General features: G+C 73.0%; 17 protein-coding genes. 15 read left to right on the top strand and 2 right to left on the bottom strand.

Going from position 1 to position 12624, the window contains the following annotated elements; translation table 11 throughout:
• Nucleotides 1–94: 94 nt before the first annotated feature.
• From E2E34_RS10855 to E2E34_RS10825, 8 genes are all read left to right on the top strand, one after another.
• Nucleotides 95–1090 carry an alpha/beta fold hydrolase gene (locus E2E34_RS10855; protein WP_138901680.1) on the top strand — a complete coding sequence of 332 codons (996 nt, stop codon included), beginning with the start codon at nucleotides 95–97 and terminating at the stop codon, nucleotides 1088–1090.
• Between the two features lie 33 nt (nucleotides 1091–1123).
• Nucleotides 1124–1378 (top strand): MoaD/ThiS family protein, encoded by a 255-nt coding sequence (locus tag E2E34_RS10850; protein ID WP_069928149.1) that lies wholly within the window; start codon nucleotides 1124–1126, stop codon nucleotides 1376–1378.
• A gap of 10 nt (nucleotides 1379–1388) precedes the next feature.
• A complete protein-coding gene (locus tag E2E34_RS10845) occupies nucleotides 1389–2582 on the top strand; it encodes a hypothetical protein (RefSeq protein ID WP_138901679.1) in 1194 nt (397 codons plus the stop codon).
• A gap of 91 nt (nucleotides 2583–2673) precedes the next feature.
• Nucleotides 2674–3372, top strand: a complete 699-nt coding sequence (locus E2E34_RS10840) for an LmeA family phospholipid-binding protein (protein ID WP_138901678.1) — start codon at nucleotides 2674–2676, stop codon at nucleotides 3370–3372.
• A 164-nt stretch (nucleotides 3373–3536) separates the two neighbouring features.
• Nucleotides 3537–3620, top strand: a complete 84-nt coding sequence (locus E2E34_RS37225) for a putative leader peptide (RefSeq protein WP_355254274.1) — start codon at nucleotides 3537–3539, stop codon at nucleotides 3618–3620.
• Between the two features lie 184 nt (nucleotides 3621–3804).
• Complete coding sequence (locus tag E2E34_RS10835) at nucleotides 3805–4644, top strand: sulfurtransferase (RefSeq protein ID WP_138901677.1); 840 nt, start codon at nucleotides 3805–3807, stop codon at nucleotides 4642–4644.
• 35 nt (nucleotides 4645–4679) lie between these two features.
• The gene (locus E2E34_RS10830) at nucleotides 4680–4967 is read left to right on the top strand and encodes a DUF1416 domain-containing protein (RefSeq protein WP_018101653.1); all 288 of its coding nucleotides are present in this window, start codon (nucleotides 4680–4682) and stop codon (nucleotides 4965–4967) included.
• An 86-nt stretch (nucleotides 4968–5053) separates the two neighbouring features.
• Nucleotides 5054–5326 carry a DUF3099 domain-containing protein gene (locus E2E34_RS10825; protein WP_138901676.1) on the top strand — a complete coding sequence of 91 codons (273 nt, stop codon included), beginning with the start codon at nucleotides 5054–5056 and terminating at the stop codon, nucleotides 5324–5326.
• Here the strand turns inward: E2E34_RS10825 and E2E34_RS10820 are convergent.
• The gene (locus E2E34_RS10820; protein WP_138901675.1) at nucleotides 5320–5682 is read right to left on the bottom strand and encodes a DsrE family protein; all 363 of its coding nucleotides are present in this window, start codon (nucleotides 5680–5682) and stop codon (nucleotides 5320–5322) included. The genes E2E34_RS10825 and E2E34_RS10820 overlap by 7 nt on opposite strands.
• A gap of 268 nt (nucleotides 5683–5950) precedes the next feature.
• On the opposite strand from E2E34_RS10820, the gene E2E34_RS10810 reads away from it, so the two are divergent.
• Genes E2E34_RS10810 through ygfZ form a run of 3 tightly spaced genes read left to right on the top strand, consistent with a single transcriptional unit; the run spans nucleotide 5951 to nucleotide 8010 of the window.
• Nucleotides 5951–6514 carry a heme-binding beta-barrel domain-containing protein gene (locus E2E34_RS10810; protein WP_138901674.1) on the top strand — a complete coding sequence of 188 codons (564 nt, stop codon included), beginning with the start codon at nucleotides 5951–5953 and terminating at the stop codon, nucleotides 6512–6514.
• Between the two features lie 46 nt (nucleotides 6515–6560).
• On the top strand, nucleotides 6561–7034 hold the full coding sequence (locus E2E34_RS10805) for a Fur family transcriptional regulator (RefSeq protein WP_138901673.1): 474 nt from the start codon (nucleotides 6561–6563) through the stop codon (nucleotides 7032–7034).
• Nucleotides 7035–7044: 10 nt separating this feature from the next.
• Nucleotides 7045–8010, top strand: a complete 966-nt coding sequence (ygfZ, locus tag E2E34_RS10800) for a CAF17-like 4Fe-4S cluster assembly/insertion protein YgfZ (protein ID WP_138901672.1) — start codon at nucleotides 7045–7047, stop codon at nucleotides 8008–8010.
• A 15-nt stretch (nucleotides 8011–8025) separates the two neighbouring features.
• Here ygfZ and dtd read toward each other — a convergent pair whose 3' ends face one another.
• A complete protein-coding gene (dtd, locus tag E2E34_RS10795) occupies nucleotides 8026–8451 on the bottom strand; it encodes a D-aminoacyl-tRNA deacylase (RefSeq protein ID WP_138901671.1) in 426 nt (141 codons plus the stop codon).
• Between the two features lie 119 nt (nucleotides 8452–8570).
• On the opposite strand from dtd, the gene E2E34_RS10790 reads away from it, so the two are divergent.
• The 4 genes from E2E34_RS10790 to E2E34_RS10775 all read left to right on the top strand — a co-directional run bounded on the left by E2E34_RS10790 (nucleotide 8571) and on the right by E2E34_RS10775 (nucleotide 12416).
• Nucleotides 8571–9197, top strand: coding sequence for an RsiG family protein (locus E2E34_RS10790; protein WP_208765201.1), 627 nt, complete (start codon nucleotides 8571–8573; stop codon nucleotides 9195–9197).
• A 56-nt stretch (nucleotides 9198–9253) separates the two neighbouring features.
• A complete protein-coding gene (locus tag E2E34_RS10785; protein WP_138901670.1) occupies nucleotides 9254–10225 on the top strand; it encodes an asparaginase in 972 nt (323 codons plus the stop codon).
• A 115-nt stretch (nucleotides 10226–10340) separates the two neighbouring features.
• Nucleotides 10341–11585 (top strand): GNAT family N-acetyltransferase, encoded by a 1245-nt coding sequence (locus tag E2E34_RS10780; RefSeq protein WP_138901669.1) that lies wholly within the window; start codon nucleotides 10341–10343, stop codon nucleotides 11583–11585.
• Between the two features lie 84 nt (nucleotides 11586–11669).
• Nucleotides 11670–12416 carry an HAD family hydrolase gene (locus E2E34_RS10775; protein WP_244315610.1) on the top strand — a complete coding sequence of 249 codons (747 nt, stop codon included), beginning with the start codon at nucleotides 11670–11672 and terminating at the stop codon, nucleotides 12414–12416.
• The last annotated feature ends 208 nt before the right edge of the window (nucleotides 12417–12624 follow it).

Raw genomic sequence — 12624 nt, 5'->3', positions numbered from 1 at the left:
CGCGCCGCGTCATCTGTCCGTAACAACCGACAGAAAACACAAAAGGACCCGGGGGCAACGTTGCCCAGGTCCTGTGCCCAGCAGAATAGCCCACATGAGTTCCGTACCGCAGGGTCGTGTCCGCAGAGTGGTTGTTCCCTTGATCACGCGCGGGCCCCGGCGCACGGGATCACGGCAGGCACCGCGGGCGGCCGCCGGGGGCGTCTCGGGCACGGGCCGGCGGGCGTTCCTGCGGGCTGGGGACGGGGTCCGGATCGAGGCGCTGTACGAGCCGGGGCCGGCCGGCGGGGCCGGTCCGGCCATCGTCGTGGCGCACGGTTTCACGGGGTCGGTGGACCGGCCGGCGGTGCGGCGGGCGGCGCGGGTGTTCAGGCGGTACGGCGCCGTCGTCACCTTTTCCTTCCGCGGCCACGGCGGCTCCGGGGGGCGCTCCACGGTCGGCGACCGCGAGGTCCTCGACGTGGCGGAGGCGGTCCGCTGGGCCCGCTCGCTGGGGCATGAGCGGGTCGTGACCGTGGGCTTCTCGATGGGTGGCTCGGTCGTCGTCCGGCACGCGGCCCTCTACCGGGACGGGGCCGCGGACGGCGGCCCGGCCGACGGCTTCCGGCCCGAGGGGCGCACGGAAGCGCGCCCGGTCGGCCGCACGCCCGCGAGCGCCGGACATGACCCCGATCACCACCCCGCACGCTCCGCCGGCCGGGTGTCCGCCCGCGCCGACGCCGTCGTCGCGGTGAGCGCCCCGGCCCGCTGGTACTACCGGGGCACGGCGCCGATGCGGCGGCTGCACTGGGTGGTCACCCGGCCCGCCGGGCGGCTCGTCGGACGCCTCGGCCTGCGGACCCGGATCCACGACCGGGACTGGGACCCGGTGCCGCTCCCACCGGTCGAGGCGGCGGCGCGGCTGGGCCCGACGCCGCTGCTCGTCGTGCACGGCGACCGCGACCCGTACTTCCCCCTGGACCATCCGCGCGCGCTCGCCGCGGCGGCCGGGCGGAGCGAACTGTGGATCGTCCCCGGCATGGGCCACGCCGAGAACGCGGCCGAGGAGACACTCCTCACCCGCATCGGCGCCTGGCTCACGGCGGCATAGCCCATCATGGAAGCCGACGAAAGGAGCGCCGCTATGGCAGTGGGCACCATCCGCTTCTGGGCGGCGGCCAAGGCCGCCGCCGGCACCGCAGAGGAGCCGTACACGGCCGGGACGCTCGCCGAGGCCCTCGACGCGGTGCGCGAGCGGCACCCCGGGGAGCTGACGCGCGTACTCCAGCGGTGTTCGTTCCTGATCGACGGCGACCCCGTCGGGACCCGCGGTCATGAGACCGTACGGCTGGCCGAGGGCGGCACGGTCGAGGTGCTCCCGCCGTTCGCAGGAGGATGACCCCCAGACCATGAGCAACCAGCAGCCCTACCCGTCGTACGACGGACACGACCCGCACGGGAGCCGGCCCGCGCCGTCCGCGCAGGAGCCCCCCACCCAGACCTGGGAGGGGCAGACCTGGGACACCCAGTTCCAGCCGGTGCAGCAGCCGTACCGGCCGCAGGAGCCCGCCCCGGCCGCGGCCGACACGGCGTACCTCCCGACGGGCGGCGGTGAGTACGCGCAGGCGCAGTACGACCCCTACCAGGGCGGTCCGGCGGCGTACGAGCCGCAGCCGGCGTACGAGCCGGCCCCGGCCGCGTACGAACCCGCCTACGAGCCCGCCCCGCAGGCGTACGGGCCCGGAGCGGGCCACCCGCCCGCGCCGGCGGCGTACGAACCCCCGCCGGCGGCCCCCGCCACCGGCTCCGGGACGTACACCTCGCCCACGACCGGCGGCAACGCGCGCGTCACCGACGCCCAGCGCGCCCGCGCCGAGGGCCGGTCGCCGATCATCGCGCCCGGGATGCAGCCGGCCGTGCTGACCGCCGTGCTCGCGCTGCTGCTCGCCGGCGCCGCCGCCGTCGGCCCGTACGCGCTCGTCGTCCCGCTCGTGCTGCTCCAGGCGGTCACGGCCGCCGGCTGGTTCCGGCTCAACGGCATGTGGCCCGCCCGCCAGGGCATCGCGCTCGCCTTCCTCGGCGGCGTCACCGCGGACGTCGCGCTGCTCGCCGTCGACGCGGAGCACGCGCCCGCCGCGATCATCGGCACGCTCGGCGTCTGGGTACTGCTCACGCTCGTGCTCCAGCTGCGCAACCGCGCCTCCGCCGACGAGCGGATGTACGGCCTGACGGCCACCGTCACCTCGGCCGCCCTCGCCGTCGTCGCCGCGGGCCACCTGGCCGCCGCGCCCGAGGCCGTGACCGTCGGCGCCGTCGCCGTCGCTGTCGCCGTCCTGGCCCGCGCGCTGCCGCTGTCCGGCGTCGCGTCCGTGATCGTCGCGCTGCTCGCGGCCGGCGGCGCGGGGATCGCGGCCGGCGGGGTGACCGACGTGGGCTCCGAGGGCGCGCTCCTGGGCCTCGCGGCCGGGGTGTGCGCGCTGGTGGGCCTGCGCGTGGCCAGCTACGACTACCCGTCCCGGTTCGTCCACATGACGGCCGGAGTGGCGCTGCCGCTGACCGCCGCCGCGCCCGCCGTCTACCTGATCGGCAGGGCCATCGCCTGACGCCTGTGATTACCTGGCAGTAGGCTCGTGATCGCCGAGGGGGCTCGGGCGAGTGCGACGGAACCGATCAGTTGTGGGGGACCTTCAAGCCATGCGTGCACTGCGAATACTGCTGGTCGTCGCCGTGATCCTCGGCGGCGTGTTCGTCATCGTGGACCGCCTCGCGCTCAACTACGCCGAGTCCGAGGTCGCGAAGCGGATCCAGAGCCGCCAGGGTCTGACCGGCGCCGTCGACGTGTCGATCAAGGGCTTCCCCTTCCTGACGCAGGTCGCCTCCAAGCACCTGGACCAGGTCGACGTCGGCGTCGAGGGCGTCGAGGCGAGCGCGCAGGGCCGCACGGTCCGGATCAGCGAGCTGACCGCCGAACTGCGCGACGTGCGGGTGCGCGGCAGCGTGAGCGGTTTCTCCGACGCGACGGCGGACCGCGCCACCGGCACGGCGCGCATCTCGTACGAGGACCTGTCCGCCGCCTCCGAGAGCGACTTCCCGGTCTCCTACGGCGGCGACGGCAAGGTGAAGGTCACCGGGTCGGTGGAACTCCTCGGCCGCAAGATCACCCGCAGTGTGCTGTCCAGCGTGAGCGTGGTCGACGGCAGCACGATCCGGGTGCGGGCGGACGAGGTGCCGGGCGAGGGGCTGCCCGGCATCGAGGAGCAGATCCGGCAGAAGACGGACTTCGACCGGCGGATCAGCGGACTGCCCGAGGGCCTGAAGCTGGAGAAGGCCGAGCCGACGAAGGACGGTCTGGAGATCTCCGTGACCGGCACGAACGTCGGACTCGCCGGATAGTGAGACGGCAGCGTCCGCCCCTCAGGAAGCGGGCGGACGCGGACCGGGCGGGGGCCCGGGACGGCGGTGCGCGGCGCACCCCTCGTCCCGTATCGCGGACGATCGTGTCTCAGCATCCGACACGCCGGTGACACGCCGGTCGTGACCTCCCTACGATCGGTCCCATGCAGCAGCGACAGGCGGACCTCACGAAGCGGCGGGCAGTAGACCTGTGCCGCGTCGCCGCCATGCTCTGTCGTACTGCCTGAGCGGGTTCTGACCGGAACAGTCCGGCACCCGCCTTCCCGGCCCTCCGACCGACCGACCGATCTGGTGCAGTCGACGTCGGGGCCACCCACCCGTGCGGTCGTCCACCGTCGCGCCTTCGCGTGCCGGCACATCCGCACAGCCCCTCGCGCATAACCGCCGCACACTGCCCCGGAGGAGAACAGCATGAGCCGCAGCGACGTACTGGTCGACGCAGACTGGGTCGAGGCCCACATCGAGGACCCGAAGGTCGCGATCGTCGAGGTCGACGAGGACACCTCGGCGTACGAGAAGAACCACATCCGCAACGCGATCCGCATCGACTGGACCAAGGACCTCCAGGACCCGGTCCGCCGCGACTTCGTCGACCAGGCCGGCTTCGAGAAGCTCCTGTCCGAGAAGGGCATCGCGAACGACACCACGGTCGTTCTCTACGGCGGCAACAACAACTGGTTCGCCTCGTACGCTTTCTGGTACTTCAAGCTCTACGGCCACCAGGACGTCCGCCTCCTCGACGGCGGCCGCAAGAAGTGGGAGCTCGACTCGCGCGACCTGGTCGCCGAGGTCCCCGAGCGCCCGGCCACGCAGTACAAGGCCCAGCCGCAGGACACCTCGATCCGCGCCTTCCGCGACGACGTCGTCTCCGCGATCAACACCCAGAACCTCGTCGACGTGCGGTCCCCCGACGAGTTCAGCGGCAAGCTGCTCGCCCCGGCCCACCTCCCGCAGGAGCAGTCGCAGCGCCCGGGGCACGTCCCGTCCGCCCGCAACATCCCGTGGTCGAAGAACGCCAACGACGACGGCACCTTCAAGTCCGACGAAGAGCTCAAGGCGCTGTACGAGGCCGAGCAGGTCGACCTGGCGAAGGACACCATCGCGTACTGCCGCATCGGTGAGCGCTCGGCGCTCACCTGGTTCGTCCTGCACGAGCTGCTCGGTGTCGACAACGTCAAGAACTACGACGGCTCGTGGACCGAGTACGGCTCGCTGGTCGGCGTGCCGATCGAGCTCGGCGCCAACAAGTAACCCCTCTCGACCGCGACTTCAAGGACGGATGCAACATGTGTGGAGCAAAGGCCGGCGGCCCCGACGCCTCGACGATCAAGCCCGGTGAGACCACCATCCAGGGCAGCGTGACCCGCGACGGCGAGCCCGTCACCGGTTACGTCCGCCTCCTGGACTCGACCGGCGAGTTCACCGCCGAGGTCCCGACCTCGGCCACGGGCCAGTTCCGCTTCTACGCGGCCGAGGGCACGTGGACCGTGCGCGCGCTCGTGCCCGGCGGCACGGCGGACCGTACGGTCGTCGCGCAGACGGGTGGTCTCGCGGAGGTCGCGATCGCCGTCTGACGACGCTTTCTACTGGCCGGAGGGCCGCACCCCAGGGGTTGGACGCCACTGGACGGGGTGCGGCCCTCCGGTCGTACGGTGGAGGTATGTACGCGCGGCGGCGGCACGCTTATCTCCTGCTGATGGGCGGATGCGTCTTCCTCTTCGTCTCCGCCTGGGCCTTCGTGCGGCTGTGGTCGGTGCCGGCGGCGGTCGCGATGTGCTTCGTCGCGATGGTCATTCCGCCGGTCGCGGCGATGGTCGCCAACCGGCGGGGCCCGGACGACCGCTGGTGGGACGATCCGTCCGGGGACCCCGGGTCCGACGCGTGGTGGGACGAGCTGGACGGCAAGAAGCGCCCCCGGCAGCCGGATCAGTAGACGAGAGCCCGCACGTCGTCCGCCATGACCTCGCTCACGAAGACCTGGGCGCCCGCGATCCGTACGCCCTCGATCACGTCCTTCTCGGTGATCTCGCGCCGGGCCGCGCATTGTGTGCACAGCGTGATCCGCCCCGCCGCCGTGATCGACTCGATCAGGTCCGGCAGCGGCGCCGCGTGCGGCAGTTCGAACTCGGCCGCGCGGCCGGGCAGCGCGAACCACGCGGACTCGCCGGTCAGCCAGAGCGAGACCTCCACCCCACTGGCCACGGCCACGGCCGCCACCGTGAACGCCTGCGAGCACCGCTCGGGGGCGTCGGCCCCCGCGGTCACCTTGATCACGAGCTTGTTCGCCATGTCCGAACTGTAATCCGCCGGTCCCGGCCGCGGGGCCGTCGGCCGGGCCCCGGACGGCCGGGCCGGGTCCCGCCGACTAAGCTGGGGCCCGGCCCCCGTACTGCCCACCGCTCATGCAAGGAGCAACCCCGTGCTGACGATTTTCTTCGAGGCCCTGCTGGTTCTGGTCTGCGTCGGTGTTCTCGCCTTCGCCGGTCTGACCGTGAAGAAGCTCTACCAGGGTCAGCGCTAACCCCACCCCTCCCCTCACAGATCGCCTGAGCAGCTCATGATCGAGATCCCGTCCGACCTCCACCCGGACCTTGTCCCCCTCGTCTTCCTCCTCGGTAACTGGGAGGGTGCGGGCGTCTTCGACTTCCCTGGTGACGAGAAGGCCAACTTCGGCCAGGAAGTCACCTTCACCCACGACGGCCGGGACTTCCTCGAGTACGTCTCGCACACCTGGGTGCTCGACAACGAGGGCAAGAAGGTCCGGCCGCTGGAGAGCGAGTCCGGCTACTGGCGCGTTGACAAGAACCGCAAGGTCGAGGTCGTCATGATCCGCGACCAGGGCGTCGTCGAGGTCTGGTACGGCGAGCTGGCCGACCAGAAGCCGCAGATCGACCTGGTCACGGACGCGGTGGCGCGGACCGCCGCCTCGGGGCCGTACACCGGTGGCAAGCGTCTCTACGGCTACGTCAAGAGCGACCTCATGTGGGTCGGCGAGAAGGCCACCCCGGACGTCGAGCTCCGTCCGTACATGTCGGCGCACCTGAAGAAGGTCGTCGACCCGAGCGAGTGGGCGAAGGACCTCAAGGACCTGCCCGACGACGGCATCGCCTTCTTCAAGTAGGCCGTACGCACCTTCGGTCGCTCGCCGCGCTGCCTACACTGGGCACGTGGTGAGCACCGACTGGAAAAGCGACCTGCGGCAGCGCGGTTACCGGCTGACCCCCCAGCGCCAGCTCGTCCTGGAGGCTGTGGACGCCCTGGAGCACGCGACACCGGACGACATCCTCGTCCAGGTGCGCAAGACCGCGTCCGGCGTGAACATCTCCACCGTGTACCGGACCCTGGAGCTCTTGGAGGAGCTGGGGCTGGTCAGCCACGCGCACCTGGGGCACGGGGCGCCGACGTACCACCTGGCGGACCGCCACCACCACATCCACCTGGTCTGCCGCGACTGCACGAACGTGATCGAGGCCGACATCGCGGTCGCCGCCGCCTTCACCGCCACGCTGCGCGAGTCGTTCGGCTTCGAGACGGACATGAAGCACTTCGCGATCTTCGGGCGCTGCGAGAAGTGCGCCGCCCGGGCCGCGGCAGAGGCCCCCGACGGGACTTCGGCACAGGCTTCAACTACCGAGTCGTAGGCTTGCCGCTATGAAGAGCCCCCTGCTGTCCCTGCCCGGCGCCGTCCCCGCCGAAGGGCGCGACGATGGCGTCGCCGCGCACTACGGAGACCTGTTCCGCGAGCAGCGCGCGCTCGCCGACGGCACCGGTTTCGTCGATCTCTCGCACCGCGGCGTCGTCACCGTCACCGGCGACGACCGGCTGAGCTGGCTGCACCTGCTGCTCACGCAGCACGTCAGCGATCTCCCGGCGGGGCAGGCCACCGAGGCGCTGATCCTCACCGCGCACGGTCACGTCGAGCACGCGATGTACCTGGTCGACGACGGCGAGACGATGTGGATGCACGTCGAACCCGGCACGCAGGGGGACCTGCTCGCGTACCTGGAGTCGATGAAGTTCTTCTACCGGGTCGAGACCGCCGACCGCACCGAGGACGTCGCGGTCGTCCACCTCCCGGCCGGCTCGATCGCCGACGTGCCCGAGGGCGCGGTCGTACGGGAGACCTCGCACGGCCGGGACCTCTTCCTGCCGCGCGCCGGGCTGGAGGCGTACGCCGGGACGCACGGCCCGGCGGCCGGGATCCTCGCGTACGAGGCGCTGCGCGTCGAGGCGCACCGCCCGCGCCTCGGCTTCGAGACCGACCACCGCACCATCCCGCACGAGCTGGGCTGGATCGGCAGCGCCGTACACCTCCAGAAGGGCTGCTACCGGGGCCAGGAGACCGTAGCCCGCGTCCAGAACCTGGGGAAGCCGCCGCGGCGGCTCGTCTTCCTGCACCTGGACGGCAGCGACGTGCTGCTGCCCGGGCCGGGCACCCCGGTGCGGCTGGCGGCGGACGGCGAGGAGGGCCGCCAGCTCGGCTTCGTCACGACTTCGGCCCGCCACCACGAGCTGGGGCCGATCGCGCTCGCGCTGGTCAAGCGCAATGTGCCGGTGGACGCCGAGCTGCTGGCGGGGAACACGGCGGCGGCTCAGGAAGTCGTCGTAGAGCCGTAGAGCCGTAGGGGCGGGTCAGACCTCGATCAGGACCGTGAACGGGCCGTCGTTCGTCAGGGAGACCCGCATCTGGGCTCCGAAGCGGCCCGTCTCCACCCGCGCGCCCAGCGCGCGCAGTTGCGCGACGACCTCGTCCACCAGGGGTTCGGCGACCTCGCCGGGGGCCGCGGCGTTCCAGGTCGGGCGGCGGCCCTTGCGGGCGTCCCCGTAGAGGGTGAACTGTGAAATGACCAGAAGTGGCGCATTCACATCGGAGCAGGACTTCTCACCCGCAAGGATCCGAACCGACCACAGCTTCCGGGCGAGCTGTGCGGCCTTGTCCGTTGTGTCCTCGTGGGTCACTCCCACCAGCACACACAGTCCCTCGCCCACGATTTCGCCGACCGTTTGTCCGGCCACGACGACGCTCGCCCCGTCGACCCTCTGCACCACTGCACGCATGCGGCCCAATCTATCCGGGGCTGAACGGGCGTAGAGCGCCTGCGTCACCGCCGTCAGGAGTGGCACGATGCACGGAGGCGGTGCGCGCCCCGCACCGGTCGAGGGGACGGAACACACCCATGAGCACATCTGGCGCCGGGCAGCCGCCCGGGCCCGTACCGATGCCGATGATCCAGATGACGTCTTCCGCCGCCGCGGGCCGACCACCCGCGCAGCGGACCGGCGACAGCATGGGCGGAGGCGGCCTGCCGGTGCCCGAGCGCGGGAAGAGAAGCGATCTCGGCGCGCTGCGGCTGCCCGAGCTGCGCGGTCTGCGCCGTGACTCGCAGCGCGACGAGGCGGACCTCAGCTATGTGCGGCGCCTGCTGCACGGGCGGATCGACATTCTGCGGGCCGAGCTGGCACGGCGTACGGGGCCGGAGTCCCCAGTCGTCGAGCGCCTCTCGGAGATCCTCGCGGACGCCCCTTCGCGCCACCGCTCCTCCGCCCGGCATGTGACGATGTCCACCCCGCAGAGCGAGGAGTTCCGGCTGCTGGCGGCCGAGATGCTGGCCGACGTGGAGCTGTCGGACCTGGCGGCCCGTACGGACGAGGAGCTGCACGCGGCGATGGGGCGGCTGGTCCGGTACGAACAGCAGGTCTCGCGGCGCCGGCAGCAGCTCCAGCGGACGGCGGACGATTGCAGTGCGGAGATTGCCCGCAGGTACCGTGATGGGGAAGCACAAGTAGACGACCTGCTGACCTGAGGCCGCGATCCGGCCTTGCGGGAGCCTGGTCCTGTACCCGTTCCCGGAAGGTCGAGATGTCCTCCAGCACCGCCGCCGCGTCCCCGGTCATATCCCCGGTCCTCGCGGAAGTCGTCCGTTCCGGCTTCGTCGAGGGCCTGCACCGGGGTTCGCTGGTCGTCCTGGCGGCGGACGGCGGCGTGGATCTGGCGATCGGGGACCCGTACGCCCCGGTCTTCCCCCGCTCCAGCAACAAGCCGATGCAGGCGGCGGCCATCCTGCGCGCCGGGCTCGACCTGTCGGGCGAACGGCTGGCGCTGGCGGCCGCGAGCCACTCGGGGGAGGGCTTCCAGCTCGACCTCGTACGGAAGATGCTGGCCGAGGCCGGGCTCACGGAGGCCGACCTCCAGACGCCGCCGGACCTGCCGCTGGACCCGGTGGAGGCCGAGTCGTACCTCGCGGCGGGCGGGGTGCGCGAGCGGCTCACCATGAACTGCTCGGGCAAGCACGCCGCGATGCTGGCGGTCTGCGGACTGAACGGCTGGGACGCCGCCACCTACCTGGACCCCGCCCATCCGCTGCAACAGCTCGTGCTGCGGGTGGTCGAGGAGGCCAGTGGCGAGCGCGTCGCGGCGGTCGGCACGGACGGGTGCGGCGCGCCGCTGATGGGGATCAGCCTGGTGGGGCTCGCGACGGCCTTCCGCCACTTCGTGCTGGCCGAGCCGGGCACGGCCGAGCGCCGCGTCGCGGACGCGATGCGCGCCCACCCCGAGTACGTCGCCGGGACGCGCCGCCCCGACACCTGGCTGATGCGCGAGGTGCCGGGCGCGCTGTCCAAGATGGGCGCCGAGGCGGTCCAGGCGGTGGCCCTGCCGGACGGCCGCGCCCTCGCGTTCAAGGTCGACGACGGCGCGACGCGCGCGCTGGGTCCGGTGCTGGCGCGGGCGCTGCGGCGGCTCGGCGTGGACGCTCCCGTGGTGGAGCGGATCGGCCGGGCGCCGCTGACGGGCGGGGCCGCCGAGGTCGGGGAGATACGGGCGGCGTTCTGAGCAGGGGGCGCCGCTGGGGGAGCCCTTCCGAGGTAGGTGACCGGCGCGGCCGTGGCCGCCGCCCGCGGCGGAAATCCTCGCGACAGGCCACGGGCGGTGTGCCTAGCGTGGGCGCATGAGTGTCGACGTCCGTACGGTCACCGAGTCCGAGTTCCCCGACTGGCTCCGCGCCCTCGCCACCGGCTTCCTGCGCCCGCCCGTCTTCCCGCCGGAGGAGGTGGCGGAGCGGCTGCCGCACCTGCACTCGCCGCGCATGCGGGGTGCGTTCGACGACGGGCGCTGTGTGGCGACGTACCGCTCCTTCGCGCAGGAACTCACCGTGCCGGGCGGTGCGACGGTCGCGGCCTGCGCCGTGTCGCAGGTGACCGTGTCACCGACGCACCGCCGCCGGGGCCTGCTCAGCCGCATGATCGCGGCCGACCTCGCGGAGGCGAAGGAACGCGGCGACGTACTGGCGACGCTCGTCGCCGCCGAGTACCCGATCTACGGGCGGTACGGGTTCGGGCCCGCCGCCTCGGTCGCCGAGTGGGAGATCGACGTGCCCCGGGCCGGGCTCGACGCGCGCTGGGCGGGGCCCGGCGACGGGGGCCGGATCGATCTGGTCGACGGGGCCGACGTACGCAAGCTCGGGCCCGAGCTGCACGAGCGCTTCCGGGCGAGGCAGCACGGCGCGATCGACCGGTCGGAGCGCTGGTGGCAGCTCAACACGGGCCAGGTGGTGACGTCGGTCGAGCCCTGGACGGAGCCGTTCTACGCGGTGTACCGCTCGGCGCGCGGCGAGGTGGACGGGCTGCTGGTCTACCGGGCCGACGAGAAGTGGGGCGACGGGAAGCAGCCGCTCAACACGGCGACCGTACGCGACCTGATCGCGGTGTCGCCGGCGGCGGAGCGCGCGCTGTGGCACTTCGTCTGCGCGGTGGACTGGATCACGAAGGTACGGACCGGATACCGCGCCGGTGACGATCTGCTCCCCCACCTGCTCCCCGATCCCCGGGCCGCCAGGATCCTGACGCAGGCGGACTACCTGTGGGTGCGGCTGCTGGACGTCGTACGCGCCCTGGAGGCTCGCGCGTACGCCGTGCCCGCCTCGCTCGTACTGGAGGTGCACGACGCCGCGGGGCACTCCGGCGGCCGGTTCCGGCTGGACGCCTCGCCGGACGGAGCGGTGTGCGCCCCTTCGGCGGAGTCGCCCGATCTGACGCTGGACGTACGGGAGTTGGGGTCCCTGTACCTGGGCGAGGAGTCGGCGGTGCGGCTGGCGGCGCTCGGCCGGATCACGGAGGAGTCGGCGGGCGCGGCCACCGTCGCCGACGCCCTGTTCCGCACGGCGAGGCGCCCGTGGTGCCCGGACATCTTCTGAGCGGCCGCCGCCCGTCACCCGGGCGTTCGCGCCAGGGGCCGACGCGCTCTGGAACACCGGCGCGTCGGCCCCGACACTCTCCTCGTGACTTCTGACGCGACTCACTCCATACAGGCGGCACCGGACCCCGGCGGGCTGCGGGACGTGATCACGGGCACGCGGTGCCTGCTCCTCGGCTTCGACGGACCGCTGTGCCGGCTCTTCCCGGGCCACCGGGCGGGCAGGGTGGCGGACGGCCTGCTCGACCGGCTGAAGGAGCGCGGCCACCGGGCGCCGCTGACGGAGGACGAACGGACGGCCGACGGCCCGCAGGCCGTCCTGCGCGCCGTCGCCCGTGCCGGCGGCCCCGCCGCCGGCCTGGCCCAGGCCCTGGAGCGCGACCTCGCCCGCGAGGAACTGGACGCCGCCGCCACCGCCTGGCCCACCCCCTACGCCGACCCGCTGATCCGCACGTCGGTCGCGGTCGGCCTGCGCCTCGCGCTGACGACGGACACCTCCCCGCCGGCGGTGGAGCGGTACCTGACCGGACGCGGCCTCGCCGGCTGCTTCACCCCGCACGTCTACGCCCGTACGACCGATCTGAGCCGCCTGAAGCCCGACCCGCACTGCGTCGACCGCGCCCTGGCGGCGCTGGGTGCCGCCCCCGGCACCGCCGTGCTGATCGGCGAGTCCCCGGCGGACCTGCTCGCGGCGCGGGCGGCGGGCGTACGGTTCCTCGGCTGCGCGCGCGACGACCTGCGGGCGCGGCGCCTGCGGCGGGCGGGCGCCGAGGTCGTCGTACGGGGCCTGGGGCCGGTGCTGGCCCTGGTGCGGTCCGGGGCGCGGACCTGAACCACCTTCTGCCTCCCACGTCGTCCGTCCGCCGGAACAGGGCCTGCGGTCCCCGGAGCGAGGGCGAGGGCGAGGACCAGGATCGCCGCGCACCGGGGGCGAAGCGCTGGTGACCGAGCGGCGGGGCGGCGGGGGCGCGCAGCGCGGTGCGGGTGCGGGCGCTCCCGCCCCCCCCCCCCTCAGCCGCCGTCTCTTATACACCACTCCG

This window comes from Streptomyces albidochromogenes (genome assembly GCF_005981925.1).
GTDB lineage: Bacteria > Actinomycetota > Actinomycetes > Streptomycetales > Streptomycetaceae > Streptomyces > Streptomyces albidochromogenes.
The sequence above is the reverse complement of the archived record's forward strand: the minus strand, read 5'-3'. Positions and strand labels throughout refer to the sequence as shown.